This is a genomic window from Paracoccus methylovorus, assembly GCF_016919705.1.
Lineage (GTDB): Bacteria > Pseudomonadota > Alphaproteobacteria > Rhodobacterales > Rhodobacteraceae > Paracoccus > Paracoccus methylovorus.
In genome coordinates this window covers 289,697-306,616 of record NZ_CP070371.1, presented here as the reverse complement: position 1 = coordinate 306,616, position 16,920 = coordinate 289,697, and the positions used below count along the sequence as shown (strand labels likewise).

22 protein-coding genes are annotated in these 16,920 nt (G+C 67.4%); 18 read left to right on the top strand and 4 right to left on the bottom strand.

Annotation, left to right across the window (positions count from 1 at the left end; all coding sequences use genetic code 11):
- Window positions 1-7 precede the first annotated feature (7 nt).
- The 3 genes from JWJ88_RS14660 to JWJ88_RS14650 are packed head-to-tail and all read left to right on the top strand — an operon-like array spanning window position 8 to window position 1,769.
- A complete protein-coding gene (locus JWJ88_RS14660; protein ID WP_205296516.1) occupies window positions 8-190 on the top strand; it encodes a hypothetical protein in 183 nt (60 codons plus the stop codon).
- Window positions 190-1,548 carry a site-specific DNA-methyltransferase gene (locus JWJ88_RS14655; RefSeq protein WP_205296861.1) on the top strand — a complete coding sequence of 453 codons (1,359 nt, stop codon included), beginning with the start codon at window positions 190-192 and terminating at the stop codon, window positions 1,546-1,548. The genes JWJ88_RS14660 and JWJ88_RS14655 overlap by 1 nt, the downstream gene beginning before the upstream one ends.
- The gene (locus JWJ88_RS14650; protein WP_205296515.1) at window positions 1,545-1,769 is read left to right on the top strand and encodes a DUF7220 family protein; all 225 of its coding nucleotides are present in this window, start codon (window positions 1,545-1,547) and stop codon (window positions 1,767-1,769) included. Before JWJ88_RS14655 ends, JWJ88_RS14650 begins: the two co-directional genes overlap by 4 nt.
- Window positions 1,770-1,831: 62 nt before the next feature.
- Here JWJ88_RS14650 and JWJ88_RS14645 read toward each other — a convergent pair whose 3' ends face one another.
- Genes JWJ88_RS14645 through JWJ88_RS14630 form a run of 4 tightly spaced genes read right to left on the bottom strand, consistent with a single transcriptional unit; the run spans window position 1,832 to window position 3,235 of the window.
- Window positions 1,832-2,197, bottom strand: coding sequence for a hypothetical protein (locus JWJ88_RS14645; RefSeq protein WP_205296514.1), 366 nt, complete (start codon window positions 2,195-2,197; stop codon window positions 1,832-1,834).
- 3 nt (window positions 2,198-2,200) lie between these two features.
- On the bottom strand, window positions 2,201-2,767 hold the full coding sequence (locus JWJ88_RS14640) for a DUF3489 domain-containing protein (protein ID WP_205296513.1): 567 nt from the start codon (window positions 2,765-2,767) through the stop codon (window positions 2,201-2,203).
- The gene (locus JWJ88_RS14635; protein ID WP_205296512.1) at window positions 2,764-2,991 is read right to left on the bottom strand and encodes a hypothetical protein; all 228 of its coding nucleotides are present in this window, start codon (window positions 2,989-2,991) and stop codon (window positions 2,764-2,766) included. The genes JWJ88_RS14640 and JWJ88_RS14635 overlap by 4 nt, the downstream gene beginning before the upstream one ends.
- 22 nt (window positions 2,992-3,013) lie before the next feature.
- Entirely contained in the window at window positions 3,014-3,235 is a 222-nt protein-coding gene (locus tag JWJ88_RS14630) for a hypothetical protein (RefSeq protein WP_205296511.1), read from the bottom strand.
- A 153-nt stretch (window positions 3,236-3,388) separates the two neighbouring features.
- On the opposite strand from JWJ88_RS14630, the gene JWJ88_RS14625 reads away from it, so the two are divergent.
- The 15 genes from JWJ88_RS14625 (at window position 3,389) to JWJ88_RS14555 (ending at window position 16,920) form a co-directional block, all read left to right on the top strand.
- Window positions 3,389-3,988 carry an elements of external origin gene (locus JWJ88_RS14625; protein WP_322986087.1) on the top strand — a complete coding sequence of 200 codons (600 nt, stop codon included), beginning with the start codon at window positions 3,389-3,391 and terminating at the stop codon, window positions 3,986-3,988.
- Window positions 3,975-4,163: a hypothetical protein gene (locus JWJ88_RS14620; protein WP_205296509.1), complete on the top strand. Its 189-nt coding sequence runs from the start codon at window positions 3,975-3,977 to the stop codon at window positions 4,161-4,163. Before JWJ88_RS14625 ends, JWJ88_RS14620 begins: the two co-directional genes overlap by 14 nt.
- The gene (locus JWJ88_RS14615) at window positions 4,150-6,135 is read left to right on the top strand and encodes a phage terminase large subunit family protein (RefSeq protein WP_205296508.1); all 1,986 of its coding nucleotides are present in this window, start codon (window positions 4,150-4,152) and stop codon (window positions 6,133-6,135) included. Before JWJ88_RS14620 ends, JWJ88_RS14615 begins: the two co-directional genes overlap by 14 nt.
- Window positions 6,135-6,338, top strand: a complete 204-nt coding sequence (locus JWJ88_RS14610) for a phage head-tail joining protein (protein ID WP_205296507.1) — start codon at window positions 6,135-6,137, stop codon at window positions 6,336-6,338. The genes JWJ88_RS14615 and JWJ88_RS14610 overlap by 1 nt, the downstream gene beginning before the upstream one ends.
- Window positions 6,339-6,340: 2 nt before the next feature.
- Entirely contained in the window at window positions 6,341-7,870 is a 1,530-nt protein-coding gene (locus JWJ88_RS14605) for a phage portal protein (RefSeq protein WP_205296506.1), read from the top strand.
- Window positions 7,871-7,881: 11 nt separating this feature from the next.
- A complete protein-coding gene (locus tag JWJ88_RS22075; RefSeq protein ID WP_322986083.1) occupies window positions 7,882-9,558 on the top strand; it encodes a DUF6441 family protein in 1,677 nt (558 codons plus the stop codon).
- The gene (locus tag JWJ88_RS14595; RefSeq protein ID WP_205296505.1) at window positions 9,555-9,983 is read left to right on the top strand and encodes an acyl-CoA transferase; all 429 of its coding nucleotides are present in this window, start codon (window positions 9,555-9,557) and stop codon (window positions 9,981-9,983) included. Before JWJ88_RS22075 ends, JWJ88_RS14595 begins: the two co-directional genes overlap by 4 nt.
- A 132-nt stretch (window positions 9,984-10,115) precedes the next feature.
- The gene (locus JWJ88_RS14590) at window positions 10,116-10,847 is read left to right on the top strand and encodes a phage antirepressor KilAC domain-containing protein (protein ID WP_205296504.1); all 732 of its coding nucleotides are present in this window, start codon (window positions 10,116-10,118) and stop codon (window positions 10,845-10,847) included.
- Between the two features lie 43 nt (window positions 10,848-10,890).
- A complete protein-coding gene (locus JWJ88_RS14585; RefSeq protein ID WP_205296503.1) occupies window positions 10,891-11,835 on the top strand; it encodes a phage tail tube protein in 945 nt (314 codons plus the stop codon).
- Window positions 11,836-11,838: 3 nt separating this feature from the next.
- The gene (locus tag JWJ88_RS14580; protein ID WP_205296502.1) at window positions 11,839-12,276 is read left to right on the top strand and encodes a hypothetical protein; all 438 of its coding nucleotides are present in this window, start codon (window positions 11,839-11,841) and stop codon (window positions 12,274-12,276) included.
- 98 nt (window positions 12,277-12,374) lie between these two features.
- Window positions 12,375-12,539, top strand: a complete 165-nt coding sequence (locus JWJ88_RS21810) for a DUF7697 family protein (protein ID WP_240200335.1) — start codon at window positions 12,375-12,377, stop codon at window positions 12,537-12,539.
- Complete coding sequence (locus tag JWJ88_RS14570; RefSeq protein WP_205296501.1) at window positions 12,502-14,913, top strand: tape measure protein; 2,412 nt, start codon at window positions 12,502-12,504, stop codon at window positions 14,911-14,913. The genes JWJ88_RS21810 and JWJ88_RS14570 overlap by 38 nt, the downstream gene beginning before the upstream one ends.
- A complete protein-coding gene (locus tag JWJ88_RS14565) occupies window positions 14,913-15,539 on the top strand; it encodes a DUF2460 domain-containing protein (protein WP_205296500.1) in 627 nt (208 codons plus the stop codon). The genes JWJ88_RS14570 and JWJ88_RS14565 overlap by 1 nt, the downstream gene beginning before the upstream one ends.
- Window positions 15,536-16,420 (top strand): DUF2163 domain-containing protein, encoded by an 885-nt coding sequence (locus JWJ88_RS14560; RefSeq protein WP_205296499.1) that lies wholly within the window; start codon window positions 15,536-15,538, stop codon window positions 16,418-16,420. The genes JWJ88_RS14565 and JWJ88_RS14560 overlap by 4 nt, the downstream gene beginning before the upstream one ends.
- Entirely contained in the window at window positions 16,417-16,920 is a 504-nt protein-coding gene (locus tag JWJ88_RS14555) for an NlpC/P60 family protein (RefSeq protein ID WP_205296498.1), read from the top strand. The genes JWJ88_RS14560 and JWJ88_RS14555 overlap by 4 nt, the downstream gene beginning before the upstream one ends.

Here is a 16,920-nt window from a genome sequence, read left to right as displayed (position 1 = left end):
CCGCGTGATGCAAAACAAGATGATGATGCCGGCAGAGCAGATCGGCGGTGTGACCTTTCCCGAATGGGATGCGTCACAATGGGCGCAAGAATTCGCTGCGACGGACTGGAAGAAGGTTAACGCGGACATGAAGCCGATCATCGACCGTTTGAAGGCGATGGGCGCCCTCGACCCGGATTTCGAGCTGTGATGCAGATCGAGCTGATCGCGGTCGAAAACCTGACCCCTTACGCCCGCAATGCCCGCACCCATTCGCCGGATCAGATCGCCCAGATCGCCGCCTCGATTGCAGAGTTCGGCTTCACCAACCCGATCCTGATCGGCGAGGACAGAGTGATCATCGCCGGTCACGGGCGGCTGATGGCCGCGCAGCGCCTCGGGCTGGCCGAGGTGCCGGTGATCCGGCTGGCGCATCTGAGCGAGGTTCAGCGCCGGGCGCTGGTCATTGCCGACAACCGCATCGCCGAGAACGCGGGTTGGGATGAGGAACTGTTGCGATCCGAGCTGACAGCGCTGCAGGGGCTGGATTTCGACCTCGATCTGGTCGGATTCTCGGATGACGAGCTGGCCGATCTGCTCGGAGACGCCGAGGCATCGGGTTTCGGCGCCGTTCCGGAAGAAGAAGAAGACGGCATCCCTGACCTGCCAGAGGATCCTGTCACTCGCCCCGGCGATATCTGGATCCTTGGCGATCACCGGCTGTTTTGCGGCGACAGCACGGATGCGGCGGCGGTCGCGCGGCTGATGGACGGGCAGCGCGCCACGCTCCTCTTCACCTCGCCGCCTTATGGCCAGCAGCGCGTTTACGGCGCGGCGAAGGAGAAGGTCAGCGATTGGGACCGGCTGATGCAGGGCGTGTTCGCGGCGGCGCCGGTGAGCGAGGATGCGCAGCTGCTGGTCAATCTCGGGCTGGTGCATCGCGACAGCGAATGGATTCCATATTGGGACGCATGGATCCAGTGGATGCGGACGCAGGGCTGGCGCCGCTTCGGCTGGTATGTCTGGGATCAGGGGCCCGGCCTGCCCGGCGACTGGAACGGGCGCTATGCCCCGGCGCATGAGTTCGTCTTCCATTTCAATCGGGTGCCACGGCGGCCGAACAAGACGGTGGAGAGCAAGCATGCCGGCGAGGTGCTTGGCGGCGGCGGGTTGCGCGCGGCCGATGGCACGGTGAGCGCCAAGCACGGCGCCGGCAACGCGATCCAAAGCCACCGCATCCCCGACAGCGTGATCCGGGTGATGCGCCACAAGGGCGCTATTGCCGGCGGCGCGCATCCGGCGGTGTTCTCGGTCAGGCTTGCCGAGGAGATGATCGCCGCCTGGAGCGATCCGGGCGATCTGCTCTTTGAGCCGTTCACCGGCTCCGGGTCGCAACTGATCGCGGCGACGAACCTCGGGCGCATCTGTTTCGGGATGGAACTGGACCCGGCCTATTGCGACGTCGCGGTGCGGCGCTGGCAGCTGATGACGGGCGAGACCGCCACCCATGCAGAGACCGGCGCGAGCTTCGAGGCAGAGACTGCGACGCGCAAGGCGCTGGCGGCATGAAACAGTCGCGCGCGATGTCGATGGTCGAGGCTATCGCCAACGTTGCCGTCGGCTTCTGGGTCGCGGTCACAGTGCAGGCGCTGGTGTTTCCGCTGTTCGGGTTTCACGCCGCACCGGCACAGCATCTCGCCATCGGCGCCATCTTCACCGGTGTATCGCTGATCCGCTCCTTCGCCCTGCGGCGGCTGTTCGAGGCGATCCGCCAACAGGCAGTGCGATGAGGATCGGCGCATTCCCCCGACCCGCATCAGGTTTGCGACCATATGACAGACGATGGCCTGTGTCAGTCCATGGGCGAGCTCAGGGCACTGATGGCGTCCTGTTCCGCCTGATGGCGCTGGGCGGCGTCAGGCGGATCGCGCCGCGCGGCAAGAATCGCCACGAACAGCGCCCGGCAGGCGGCTGCCAGTTCATCGGCCCCTGCTGCGTCGAGATCGACATCATGGATGGCGCGGGCCTCGCCCAGATCGGTGATGCCATAGATGGTTGCGAACTCGGCCTCTGGCACTGCGCAGGTGGCGATGAATGTCTCACCGGCGCCTGCTTCCGCATCGTTGCGGCAGAACCGGATGTCGATGCTCTCAACGCATTCGCGTCGGGCGAATTCGCTCAAGGTCTCGCGCTCCGGCAGACAGTTGAAGGAAATCATCGCTCAGCCCTCCGTGGCAATGCGGTAAACGGTCCCGCGCCCGTCGATTTTCTCTGCAAGAATGGTCAGCCCGAGCCGCTTTTTCAGGGCCCCGGAAATGGCGCCGCGCACAGTGTGGGGTTGCCACGAAAGGGCGGCCGCCGCCTCTGCAACACTCGCGCCCTCGGGTCGCTGCAGCCGCGCGATCAACGCCGCCTGTTTGGTGCCGGCGCGGGTGGTCGCGGGCGTTTGGGCCTCGGGCGCAGCCGCAGCGGCCGCTTCCCGCTCCATCCGCCCGCGCCTTGCCCCGGCGATGGCGCCTGCCACCAGCGGCTCGATGCCGACGGCGGCAAGCCCGGCCTCGGTGGCAAGCAGCGTGGTGCCATGACCATCGCCGGTCTCGCGCCAGAGCGGCTCGCTGCGGCGAATATTGGCCTCGACCTCCTCGACGAGGCCCTTGGCAAGCAGCGCCTCCACCACCTTGGCGGCGGCACCGCCGCGCAGGCTGTCGGGCAAGGGCAGCGCCAGATTGCCGGGGCGCGCGGCGGCACGGCTGAGGATCAGGCTCTGGGTTTCGGAAAGCGGGGTCACTCTGCATGCTCCCCTTCGCCGAAGGCGCTGTCGGTGATCTGGCGCAGCAGGCTGGCATAATGCTCCAGCGTGCCGACATGGCCCCAGTTCACCGCGTCGGGGCTGGCGTTGAAATGATCGTCGCTCAGAGCGGCGAGGCGGGCAAGCATGGTGTCGATCTCGGCCCTCTTGCCGAGAAAGGCGGTGAGCGCGGCATCACGGTTGCTGCGGGGGGTGATGGTCATGGCGCGGGCCTCCTTTTCTCGCTCAGATCAGGCCTAGATCGGCCAGCACGGTGGCGGCTGCGGCGAGTCCGCAGGTCGGGAGTTCGATCTTCAGATGCGAGATGACATCCGAGGCATCGGCGTTGATGCCGCTGTCGCGCAGCCGGGCCTCGATCACTTCGGCAACCGCATCCTTGCGGCTGTGGTCGAAGCCGGCGGGCAGGCTGGCATAGTCGATCCTGATGGTGGTGATGGCCATGGTCATGGGGGGCTCTCCGGCGTCTGAACTGCATCGTTTTCGTGCCATCAGAATCGCTCACCACAGGCCGGAAGTGTAGCATAATCGCAGCAATATCATTGTTTTATGTAATCCGCCCAGATGCTTGGGCGCAAGCCGGAAGGGTCACGCGGAATGGGCATGTCGCGCCGTCAATATGCTGCGCATCGCGGCGTCAGCCACACGGCGGTGGGCAAGGCAATCTCCTCGGGGCGCATCAGTCTCGAGCCGGATGGCAGCATCGATCCGGTGACGGCCGACCGGCAATGGGACGCGCAGACCGACCCGGCCAAGCAGCGCGGCGCTCATGCGCGGGCGCTGGGGACCGCCACGGCGGCCGGCACCGCGCGCGCCAGCGCCGCGACCAGGCCGGTGCCGCGCGCCGCCATCGAGTCGGTGGGCGAGACCCTGCGCGAGGCCGGCGCCGATCCCGATCCCAGCGCGGGCGGCGAGGTGTCGTTCCTGCGCGCGCGGATGGCCAATGAGGTGCTGAAGGCGCAGACCGCCAAGGTCAAGCTCGCCAGGATGAAGGGCGAGCTGGTCGACCGGGCGCGCACCACCTCCATGGTCTTCGACCTGGCCCGGCGCGAACGCGACGCCTGGCAGAACTGGCCGGCCCGTGTGGCCGCCAACATGGCCGCCGATCTGGGCGTCGATGCCCATCGGATGGAGCAGGTTCTGGACAATTACCTGCGCCAGTACCTGGCCGATCTTGCGGAGGTGAAGATTGACTTACGATGAATGGCGCGCCGAGGCGCGGCGTCGGCAGGCGTTCGGCCTGCTGATCGACAGGACAATGGCGCGGATCAGAGCGAGGAAAGCCCGCGAGCAACGGGATGCGGATGCGGAAGGCGCCGGGGCGGTTCTCTGCGCGATCCGACAGGCCCGATGGGAGATGATCCGTGGCGCTGGCTGACTTCGAGGGCGCCGAGGATATCCGCAACGCCTGGCTGGCCGGTCTGGCGCCGGACCCGGCGCTGACGGTCAGCCAATGGGCGGATCGGCACCGGATCCTGTCGTCGCGCGCGGCAAGCGAGGCCGGTCCCTATCGCACCGCCCGCACGCCCTTCATGCGCGCGATCATGGATGCGCTGTCTCCGGCCAGTCCGGCGCGACGGGTGGTGTTCCAGAAAGCTGCGCAGGTGGGCGCGACCGAAGGCGGTAACAACTGGGTCGGCTTCTGCATCCACCGCGCGCCGGGGCCGTTTCTGGCGGTCCAGCCGACCGTCGATCTGGCAAAACGCCTGTCGCAGCAGCGGATCGACCCGCTGATCGAGGAAAGCCCGGAACTGCGGGCGCTGGTGATGCCGTCGCGGTCGAAGGACAGCGGCAACACTATCCTCGGCAAGCGGTTTCCGGGTGGGCAGTTGATCCTGACCGGCGCGAACAGCGCCGTCGGCCTGCGCTCGATGCCGGCGCGCTGGGTGTTTCTCGATGAGGTGGATGCCTATCCGGGCGACCTCGATGGCGAGGGCGATCCCATCGCGCTGGCCGAGGCGCGCACGATCAGCTTCGGGCATCGGAGCAAGTTGTTTCTGGCCTCCACGCCCACCGTGAAAGGCCTCTCGCGGATCGAGCGGGAATACGAGCTGTCCGATCAGCAGCGATACCATGTCCCCTGCCCGCATTGCGGCAGCCTGCAATGGCTGAAGTTCGAACGCCTGCGCTGGCAGCCGGGCCGGCCGGAAACGGCGCGTTATGTCTGCGAACACTGTGATGAACCCATCGCCGAGCGCCACAAGACCGAGATGATGGACGAGGCGAATGGCGCGACATGGATGCCGACCGCCGAGCCGGAGATGCTGGAGCGGGCGCAGGCGGCGGGGATCGCTGGATATCACATCAGCGGCCTCTATTCGCCGCTGGGCTGGCTCAGCTGGTCCAAGATCGCGCAGGATTGGGAGCAGGCGGTCGGCAACGAGGCCGCGCTGAAGACGCTGAAGAACACGGTGCTGGGCGAGACCTGGCAGGAACGCGGCGAGGCCCCGGACTGGCAGCGCCTTTATGAGCGGCGCGAGGATTGGCATCTGGGGGAGGTGCCGCAGCGCGCGCTGATCCTGACGGCCGGCGCGGATGTGCAGCGCGACCGGATCGAGATCGACGTCTGGGGCTGGGGCGAGAACCTTGAATCCTGGCTGGTCGATCATGTGGTGCTGGAAGGCGACACGGCCCGCGAGGAGGTCTGGGACGATCTGACCGGGTTTCTGGCCGAGACCTGGCCCCATGCTGGCGGCGCGCGCATGGCGCTGGCCCGGATGGCCATCGACACCGGCGACGGCGCGACCACGGATGCGGTCTATGGCTGGTGCCGGAAGATGGGCCACGGCCAGGTGATCGCGATCAAGGGCGTCGGCGGCTTTGACCGCTCCACCCCGGTGGACGGCCCGAGCTATGTCGATGTGACCGAGGGCGGGCGCAAGTTCCGGCGCGGGGTGCGGCTGTGGAAGGTCGCAGGCGCAGTGTTCAAATCCGAGACCTATCGTCTTCTGCGGCTTGTCGCGCCGACAGACGAGGACATGGCCAACGGCAGCGGCTGGCCGGCCGGTTTCGTGCATATCCCGAAGGGCACTACCGCGGAATGGACCAAGCAACTGACCGCCGAGCAGCTGATGACCATCACGACCCGGCAGGGGTTCCAGAAGCTGGAATGGCAGCAGACCCGCGACCGCAACGAGGCGCTGGACTGCCGGGTCTATGCCCGCGCCTGCGCCTGGCTGATGGGCATGGACCGCTGGGACGGCGCCAAATGGGACGATCTGCGCGCGCAGCTCATGCCCGGCACGAGTGATGCGCGCCCGGCCGGGCAACCGCATCGTCAACCGTTGAAACCGCCGCCGCCCCGCCCGTCGGGCTGGCTGGGCAAGAGACAAAGAGGAAGCTGGTTCTGATGGCCTGGACCGAGAGTGAACTTGACGCGCTGCGCCGGGCCTATGCCTCGGGCACCCTGCGGGTCAGCTATGATGGAAAGACCCTTGAATACGGCTCGGCCGCCGATCTGCTGAGCCGCATCCGCACCATCGAGGGCGAAATGGCAGCCGGATCGGGCCGTCCCTTGCCCGCGGCGGGCTTTGCCGGTTTCCATAGGGGCTGACCATGGCAGGACCGAAGGAGATCACCCCGGACGTGCGCTGGGGGCTGATGGATGCTGCCTTGTCGGTGGTTTCGCCACGCTCTGCCGCCCGGCGCTATGCCGCGCGGGTGGCGATTTCAAACCTGCGCCGCGGATATGAGGCCGCCTCAAGGGGGCGCGGAACGGCGGGCTGGAAAGCCGGTGGCACGGCGGCGGATGCGGAAATCGCCGCGGCCGGGGCCACGCTGCGCGACCGCATGCGCGATCTGGTGCGCAACAACCCCATCGCCGCGCAGGCGGTGCAGGTGCTGGTCAACAATATCGTCGGCACCGGCATCCGGCCCCGCGCCGCGACCCCCGATCCGGCGCTGAACAGACAGGTCGATGATCTGTGGCGGCGCTGGGCCGCCCGTTGCGACGATCATGGGCACACGGATTTCCATGGGGTTCTCTGCCTTGCCGTGCGCGAGATGATCGAGGGCGGCGAGGTCTTCGCCGTGGCCCGCTATCGTCGTGGCGCGCACGCGCGTGATCTGCGTCTACGCATCGAACTGCGCGAGGCCGATCACCTCGACGGCGCACGCTTCGACAACCGCGCGGATGGAACCCGGATCAGCCAGGGGATCGAGACCGACCGGGACGGCCGGCGCATCGCCTACTGGATGTTTCCGGACCATCCCGGCCACAACGACCCCATTGTCAACCATCGCCTGGAATCGGTGCGCCTCAGGGCGCAGGACGTGGCGCATCTGTTCGAACGCCAGCGGGTCCAAAGCCGGGGCGTGCCATGGGGCACCCCGGCCATGCGGGCGATCCGCGACGTGGATGACTGGCAGACCGCCGAGCTGGTGCGCAAGAAGACCGAAGCCTGTCTGGTCGGCATCGTCTTCGGCGCGGATGAGGATCAGCAATCCATCGCCCCGGTGATCGAGGACGGGATGGGCAACCGGGTCGAACAGTTCGAGCCGGGCCTGATCGCCTATGCCCGCGGCGGCAAGGACATCAAGTTCAACCAGCCTGCCTCGACGGCGGGCGTCTATGAATGGCACCGGACCCAGCTTCACATCATCGCTGCGGGGTTCCGGGTGCCCTATGCGATGATGACCGGCGATCTGTCGCAGGCCAACTTTTCCTCCACCCGCGCCGGCCTGAACGAATTCCGCCGCATGGTCGAGCAGATCCAGTGGCAGACCGTGATCCCGATGTTCTGCGAGCCGATCTGGCGCTGGTTCATCAAGGAGGCACAGTCGCAGGGCCTGCTGCCGGATGGCATCGAGATCCTCGCCGAATGGGGGCCGCCGAAGTTCGAAAGCGTCAACCCGCTGCAGGATGTGCAGGCCGATCTGCTGGAGGTCCGCGCAGGCTTCTCGACCCTGCCGCAACAGATCGCGCGGCGGGGATATGACCCTGAGGAAATCCTCAGCGAATGGGCCGATTTCGCCAGGAAGGCCGATGCCGCTGGCCTCGTCTTCGACAGCGACCCGCGCAAGGTCAGCAAGGCTGGCCTTGTCCAGACCACCGACCCGACCGCGCCCCCCAGCGGCGATAACTGACGGAGACCACCATGGAGAATGAGGAAATTCTCGACCTGCCCGTGATCGGGCGGGCCGGCACAATGCAATCCGTCGATGACGCCTCGCGCACATTCGAGGTTCTCTGGACCACCGGCGCGCAGGTGCGGCGCTATTCCTGGGCGCGCGACGAGGAGTTCGACGAGGAACTGGTCGTGTCTCCCAACGCGATGCGGCTGGATCGCCTGAACGCCGGTGCGCCGTTCCTGAACTCGCATGCGTCCCACCGCCTGACCGACATTCTCGGCGTGGTCGAGAATGGCTCGATCCGCATCGAGGGCGGCAGCGGTTTCGCCCGCATCCGCCTGTCAGAGCGCGATGAGGTCGAGCCGATCTGGCGCGACATCAAATCCGGGATCATCCGCAATGTCTCGGTCGGATACCGGGTCCATCGCTTCGAGCGGGTGGCAAAAGCCGACCGCACCGATGGCGGCCAGCGCGCGCTCTATCGCGCGGTCGATTGGGAGCCGCTTGAAATCTCTGCCGTCGCCATCGGCGCCGATCCCGGCGCCGGCATGCGCGCCGGGACCGGGCCGAGTGACGCCCGGCAATTCCCCTGCGCGATCACCACGAAAGGACGAAACATGCCTGAAGACACCATTGCGGCGGGTGCTGATGAAACCCGCAACGCCCCTGCCCCCGCGCAAACCCCTGCCATCCCGCAAGCGGCCCCGGCCGTGCCCGCGCCCGACGCGGAAAGCATCCGCGCGGAAGAACGCAGCCGGGTCAGCACCATCATGACGCTCTGCGCCCGGCATGATCTGGGCTCTGACCTTGCCAACGACCTGATCGCGCGCGGCGTCTCGATCAATGCGGCCCGCGAGGCGGTCCTCGACGCCCTGGGCGATGCAAACCCGCTGGGCCGCACGATTGAGCTGGCCCCGGCGCAGGCCCGCGGCACCGGCGATGCCGCCTATCGCGATGCCGTTGCCGATGCGATCATGCACCGGGCGGCACCTTCGCTGCATGCGGTATCGCCGCAATCGCGGGAGTTCGCGTTCCGCAGCCTGATGGACCTGGCCCGCCATGCCGTCGAGCGCGCCGGCGTCAACACCTCCGCCATGCCCGATATGGAGATCGCGGGTTTCGCCATGGGCATGCGTTCGGCGGGCTACCACAGCACCGGAGACTTCCCGGCGATCCTCGGCAGCGTGGTCAAGGCCGCATGGCGGGGGCAGATCACCGGCGCCGGCCTCGGCCAGCGGCTGGCCCGCACCATCCGCTCGGAGATCTGGCCAAAGGGGCGCCACAGCATGAATGCGGCCAGCATGGTCTGGACCCGCGCCCCGGTGATCGTGAACGCCCATGATACCGGGCCGCTGATCCGCTCAAACGACGGGTTCTGGCAGGCCATCCCGCTTGAGGCGGCCGGGAAAAGCCGCAGCGGCAAGCGCCCGACGCCGGGCGAATGGGAGGCGCGCACCGGGCTGCGGCTGATCTTCGTCTATCGCCGAACCGGCCCCAGCCTGCTGGTCGCCGAGGCGCGGCTGACCAAGCACGGTCGGGCGGCCGTGTCCCGGTCCAGAACCGGGCGCGGCCTCGCCTCGGTGCCGATCTTTCTGCTGGTGCCGCAGGTCAGGCTGAAGAAGCGGCTGGATCTTGAGAAGCCGGCCAATGCCGCTCTGGCATCCCTGCCGGGCGCAATCGTCTCTCGCTGGGAACGCACATGACCACCAGGCGCGAACAGGTTCTGTCGTCCCTGTTCACCCTCCTGCAGGGCATCGGCGGCGGCACCATCGTCCTGCGCAATGAGGTCCTGCCCGAGCGCATCCCTGCTGCCGGGCTGCTGATCTTGCGCGACGGCACGCCGGGCGAGGCGGAGGTGACGCTGTCGCCGCTGCGCTATCACTGGCAGCACCGGGCCGAGGTCGATGTCTTCATTCGCGGATCCTCCGGTCTGGAGCTGGCGTTTGACGCGCTGGCTGAACGGGTCGGGCAAGTGATCGCCGCCGACCGGACACTGGGCGGGCTTTGCGACTGGATCGAGACCGACGCGCCCGAACCTGCCGATCTGGCGGTCGAGGGCGCCCCGTCCATCAAGGCGGCGGTGCTGATCCTCACCCTGCATTACACCAGCAACGATCCGCTGGGTTGAGATGCGAACAAAGCAGGACCGGCGCGGCATCCGGCCTTGCCGCGCCGGTCCGCGCCGCGCCGCCGGTCGGGCGGATGTGCCTGTCTGATTCGGCCCGAATCCCCTGTCCGCATCGAATATCAGGAGAAAGAAATGAGCACCATGATCTCGCATCTGCCAGCCGGCCCGCAGGAAGCCAGCCCGCTCACCATGTCTTCGCGCGAAATCACCGAGCTTCTCGAAAGCCGCCATGACAAGGTAAAGCAATCCATTGAGCGGCTGGCCGCACGCGGTGTCATCGTCCAACCCCCAATGGGGGATGAACAGGATATGGATGCATTGGGCCGTCTGCGCACGACTTCCGTCTATCGGCTCGAGAAACGCGACAGCATCATTGTCGTGGCGCAGCTCTCGCCCGAGTTCACCGCAAGGCTGGTCGACCGCTGGCAGGAACTGGAAGAGCAAGTGGCCCGCGCCCCGGCCACCGACCTCAACGACCCGGCGCAGCTGCGGGCGCTGCTACTCAGCTACAGCGAACAGCATGTGGCCCTGCAAGAGAAAGTGCAGGCGCTGCTGCCCGCACAGGAGAAGCTGGACCGGATCGCGCAGGCGGATGGGTCATTCTGCATCACCAACGCCGCCAAGCTTTTGCAGATGCGCCCGAAAGACCTGTTTCTCTGGCTGCAGGAAAATGGCTGGATCTACAAACGCCCCGGCGGCGCGAGCTTTCTCGGCTACCACAGCAAGACCGCGACCAGCCTGCTCGAGCACGGGATCACCACTGTCTTGCGCGCCGATGTTTCGGAAAAGGTCACCGAGCAGGTGCGGGTGACCGCCAAGGGCCTCACCAGGCTGGCCGCGCTGGTCAAGCCGCCATTGCACTGACCCGGTCCCGGCACGGGATCGCTTCCATAGAAAGGAACCTTCCATGGCACGCGCCCAAGGTGCGCGGTCGCAACTCGCGGCTGCGTTCGAGACTGTTTATGGCACCGCCCCCGTCAGCGGCTTCACCCGCCTGCCCTTCGCATCCTCGACGCTGAGCGCCGAACAGCCGCTGCTCTCGTCCGAGCTGCTGGGCTATGGCCGCGACCCGCTGGCGCCGGTCAAGGACGCGATCACCGCGGATGGCGATCTGACCATCCCCATCGATGCCGAGGGTTTCGGCTTCTGGCTGAAGGCCGCGTTCGGGGCGCCAGTCACGACCGGAACCGCGCCGGGACCCTATACGCATGAGTTCCGCTCAGGCAACTGGACCCTGCCGTCGATGGCGATCGAGACCGGCATGCCGGAGGTGCCGCGCTTTGCCATGTATTCCGGCGTCATGGTCAATCAGCTCAGCTGGACCATGCAGCGTTCGGGGCTGCTGACCGCCAGCGCCCAGCTTGTGGCGCAGGGCGAGACGGTCAACGGCACGACGCAGGCCGGCACGCCCACCGATCTCGACCTGATCCGCTTCGGGCATTTCAATGGCGCCATCGCGCGTAATGGCGCAGCGCTGGGCAATGTGATCTCGGCCCAGATCACCTATGCCAACAACCTCGACCGGATCGAGACCATTCGAGCCGACGGCATGATCGACGGCGCGGACCCCTCCATCGCCGCGCTGACCGGCCAGATCGAGGTCCGCTTTGCCGATATGGTGCTGATGAACCAGACCATCGCGGGCGGGCCGTGCGAGTTGGAATTCGCCTACACGCTGGCATCCGGCGAAAGCCTGACCGTCACCGCCCACGCCGTCTATCTGCCCCGCCCGCGCGTCGAGATCAGCGGGCCGCAGGGCATTCAGGCCAGCTTCGACTGGCAGGCGGCGCGCGGGTCCAGCCCGGCGCGCATGGCGACCATCACCCTTGTCAACAACACCGAGGAATATTGAATCATGATCCGTCTGAACCTCACCACCGAGCCGCGCTGGATCGACCTCCTCCCCGGCCTGATGGTCCGGGTCGCCCCGATCACCACATCCATCATGGCCGCCGCGCGCTCCGATGTCTCCCTCGACAGCCTCGACCTCGACGCGCCGAAGGAAGTGCTGGCCGTGGCCATGGCGCAGGCCGTCGCCAGAATGGTGATTACCGAATGGTCGGGCGTCGGCGATGCCGAGGGCATTGACCTGCCGGTCACGCCCGAGGGCATCGATGCCCTGCTGAACATCTGGCCGGTGTTTGAGGCGTTCCAGGAGAAGGCGCTCGGGCCGCACCTGGTGCTGGATGCGGAAAAAAACGCCTCCGCGCCCTCGCCGAATGGCATTTCGGCGGGGGCGACCGATATTGCGACGCCTGCCCCGGACGCTGCCCCGACTGCCCCGCGCGGCTGAACCGTCCCGAAACGCATGAGGGCTGGCAGGTCTGGGATCTGGCCGGGAGGCTGAGCGGTCAGCTGCGGGCCATCCCCGGCGCGGTGCTGGGCTGGGACATGGGCGCGGCGCTGGAAATGGGCCGCGCCCTTGGCATTCCGGCGCTGGCAGTCGTGGAACTGCTGCCGGTGATCGAGGCGGAAATGATCCGCAAGACCAACCAGAAGATCGAGGAAGGCAGAGGCGATGGCCGAGAAGAAAGTTTCCGTTCGTCTCGTCGCTGAGAACGGACGGCAGGTCCGGGCGGAACTGGAGGGCGTCGGCAATGCCGGTGCCGCCAGCTTCAAGCGCCTCTCGGCCGAGGTGGACACGGCAGGCATCATGCTGCGCCGCCTCGCCGGCATCGCCGCAGGTGCGCTCAGCATTCGGCAGGTTGCGCAATACGCCGACACATGGACCGATCTGCGCTCACGCGTCGATCTGGCGACCGGATCACAGGAGAAGGGCGCCGCGGTCATGGAACGTCTCGCCGATATGGCGCGGCGCACCTATTCCGGTATCGAGCAGACAACGGAATCCTGGCTCGCGAACGCGACCGCGCTGCGCGAGTTGGGCCTGTCCACCGCCGAGAGCCTGGATTTCACCGAGGCGCTGAACAACGCCATGGTGGTCTCGGGCGCCAAGGCCGAACGCGCGGCCTCGGTCCAGAATGCGCTCTCGAAGGCGATGGCGCTGGGCAGCCTGTCGGGCGACAACCTCAACACGGTGATCCAGACCGGCGGGCGCGTGGCGGAACTGCTGGCCAATGAGCTCGGCACCACGGTTTCGGGGCTGCGGCAGATGGGAACGCAGGGCGCGATCACCGGCGAGGTGATCCGCACCGCGCTGGTCGGCAATCTGGAGCTGCTCCGCGAGGAAGCCGACAGCATGCCGGCGACCATCGGCGATGCCTTCACGCTGATGGGGAACGCCGCGCTGCAGCTGGTCGGAAGCTGGGACCAGCTTCTGGGGGCATCGTCTTCGGTGGCCTCCGCGCTGATCTTCCTCGCCGACAACATCGAGCGGCTGGCCTCGATCGGCATCGCTTTCGCCGGCTTCATGGCCGGGCGCTGGGTCGCGGCGTTCGTTGCGGCGCGGGTGGCGACCTTCTCACTCTCGACAGCGCTGACAGTGCTGCGCGGAGCGCTGATCCGCACCGGCATCGGCGCGCTGATCGTCGCGGCGGGGGAACTGATCTATCAGTTTTCCTCGCTGGTGAAATCGGTCGGGGGTATCGGCACGGCGTTCAAGCTGCTGGGCGATGTGGCCCGAGAGGTCGGCCAGCGCATCGTCCTCTCCTTCCAGGCAGCCTTTGCCCTGCTGAATGCGGCCTGGGATGGCTATCGGGCCTATGTGTTCACGGTGCTCGACTTGATCGTGACCGGGGCGGTTACCGTCGTCGACCGCACTATCGCGGTCTGGCACGGCGGGTTTGAGGCGATCAAGGCGATCTGGGGCAGGCTGCCGGATGCCATCGGCGATCTGGCGTTCAAGGCCGCCAACGGGTTGATCGCCGGGGTCGAGGCGATGCTGAACGGCGTCGTCACCCGGATCAACAGCTTCATCGGCGGCATCAACGCCGCCCTCGCAATGCTGCCGGAATGGGCGGTCGGCGAAGGAGGCGCGCAAATCGGGACGCTGGATCCGTTCAGCATCGGGCGCATCGACAACCCCTATGCCGGGGCCGCTGGCGATGCCGCTGCCGCCGCAGCGGGTGCCTTCGCCGAGGCCCGGGACAGAACCTATATCGAAGCGCCCGACCTGTTCGGCGATCTTGCAGACCAGGCGGCTGCGGCGGCGTCCGCGCATCTCGACGCCGCGCAGGCGCTGTGCGCGGCGGCGGTCGCGCCGCTGGAAAGCTGGCAGGCGCTGACGGACGCCGTCACCGCCTCGGGCGAGGATGGCGCGAACGCGCTGAACGATGCCACGGCGTCCGCAGGCGCGGTCAGTGACGCATTGGACCGCGCAGGCGGTGCTGCGGACCGGGCCGGTGCGGCTGGCAAGAAAGCCGGCGAAGACACTACAAACGGCGCTGAACAGGCGAAACAGGGCTGGGATACGGTTATCGCCCCGCTCTCCGACTATGCCCAGAAGGCCCGCGACATCAGCGGTGATATCGGCAACGCGCTGGTCGGAGCGTTCCAGAGCGCCGAGAATGCGGTCGGCGATTTCGTGAAGAGCGGCAAGCTGAACTTCCGCGACCTCGTGACCTCGATGCTGGCTGACATGGCGAAGCTCGGCGCGCGGCGGTTCCTGCTCGGGCCGCTGGCTAGCGTCCTTTCCGGGGCGCTGGGCAGCATGGGCGGCGCTGTGCAGGCCAGCGTCCTGCATTCCGGCGGCATGGTCGGGGCGAGCGGGGCCGGCCGCATGGTGCCCGCCATGGCCTTCGCCAGCGCACCGCGGATGCACAGCGGCGGCTGGGCGGGTCTGCGCTCGGACGAGGTGCCCGCGATCCTCCAGCGCGGCGAGCGGGTACTCTCGCGCCGCGAAGCGGCGGGTTACGGGGGCGGCGTCACCATCAACATCAACGCCCGCGATGCCGAGAGCTTCCGGCAGTCGCGAGCACAGATTTCGGCAGATATCGCGCGGGCCGTCGCCATGGGAAGGAGAGGGATGTAATGACTTTTCACGATGTCCGGTTCCCGGACAATATCAGCCGCGGCGCGCGCGGCGGCCCGGAACGGCGCACGCAGATCGTGGAACTGGCCTCCGGCGACGAGGAACGCAACGCCAGCTGGGCCAACTCGCGCCGCCGCTATGACGTCTCCTATGGCATCCGCCGCGCCGACGATCTCGACGCCGTGGTGCAATTCTTCGAGGCCCGCAACGGGCGTCTGCACGGCTTCCGCTTCAAGGATTGGGGCGATCATAAATCCTGCAAGCCATCGGCGATGGTGACGCACCAGGACCAGTTGCTCGGGACCGGCAACGGAACCGCAACCGCGTTCCAGCTTGTGAAGCGGTATGCCTCCGGGGCGCAGTCCTGGACCCGCTCGATCACCAGGCCGGTCGCAGGCAGCGTCAGGCTGGCGCTGGGCGGCGTCGAGCAGCTTTCTGGCTGGTCGGTCGATACGACGACCGGTGTCGTTACATTCGGAACCGCACCCGCCGCTGGCGTCACCGTCCGCGCGGGGTTCGAATTCGACGTGCCCGTCCGCTTCGACAGCGACACGCTCGACGTCACCCTCGATATCGAGCGGCTCGGCTCGATCACCTCCATCCCGCTCGTGGAAATCCGCCGATGAAATCGCTGTCCCCTGCCCTGCAGGCGCATCTGGACGATGGCACCACCACGCTGGCCTGGTGCTGGAAGATCACCCGCGCCGATGGCCAGAGCTTCGGTTTTACCGATCATGATTGCCCGCTTGCCTTCGGCGGCACGGACTATGAGCCGGAAAGCGGCCTGTCGGCATCCGAGATCCGGGCCGGCTCGGATCTGTCGGTGGATTCCCAAGATGCGCAGGGAGCGCTGACCTCGGGCCGGATCACCGAGACCGATATTCTGGACGGGCGCTGGGACAACGCACTGGTCGAGGTCTGGCGGGTGAACTGGAACGCCCTCGCCCAGCGGGTGCTGATCCGGCGCGGCGCCATCGGCGAGTTGCGGCGCGGGCGCATGTCCTTCGTCGCCGAGGTGCGCAGCATGGCGCATGTGCTGGGTCAGACGGTCGGCCGGGTCTATCAGGGCACCTGCGATGCGGCACTGGGCGACAGCCGATGCGGGGTGAACATTGCCGCCGCCGCTTATCGCGGCACCGGCGCGGTGGTCGATCCGATCCGCGACCGCGCCTTCACCGCCTCCGGCCTCGGTGGCTTCGCCAGCGGCTGGTTCAGCTTCGGTCATCTGGAATGGACGAGCGGCCCGAACAGCGGTCGGCTGGCCGAAGTGATGCTGCACGAGATCGCCTCCGGCGTGGTCACCATCACGCTGCTGGAAGCGCCTGTGCGCGCGGTCGCGGGCGGCAATGCGTTCACCATCCGCGCCGGCTGCGACAAGCGCAGCGCGACCTGCGCGGCCAAGTTCAGCAACATCGCCAACTTCCGCGGCTTCCCGCATATCCCCGGCCAGGACGCGGTTGTTCGCTACGCCACGGCGGATGGCGGGCACGAGGGGGCGGTGCTGTGAGCGGCGCGGCAGTTGTTGCACCGCATGCAGCATCCGATGCCCGGCCCGCCGATCCCCGATCCGTGATCGCCGCCGCGCGCGGCTGGCTCGGTACGCCCTATCACGATCAGGCCAGCGTCAAGGGCGTCGGCTGCGACTGCCTCGGGCTGGCGCGCGGCATCTGGCGCGAAGTGGTCGGAAGCGAGACGCTGCCGGTGCCGCCCTACAGCCGCGACTGGGGCGAGATCGGCAGCCGCGAGGTGCTGGCCGAGAATGCCGGCCGGGTGATGATCCGCATCGACCCGGCCGAGGCCGGCCCCGGCGCGGTGGTGCTGTTCCGCATGCGCGCGGGCGCCATCGTCAAGCATGTCGGGATCCTGACCGGCGAGGGCACATTCGTCCATTCCTATGAGCGGCTCGGCGTGATCGAGGAACCGCTCACCACCGCATGGCGGCGGCGCATCGCCTTCGCCTTCCTGTTCCCGCGCCCGGTTCGCGCTCTGCACAAGAAGAAGACCTGA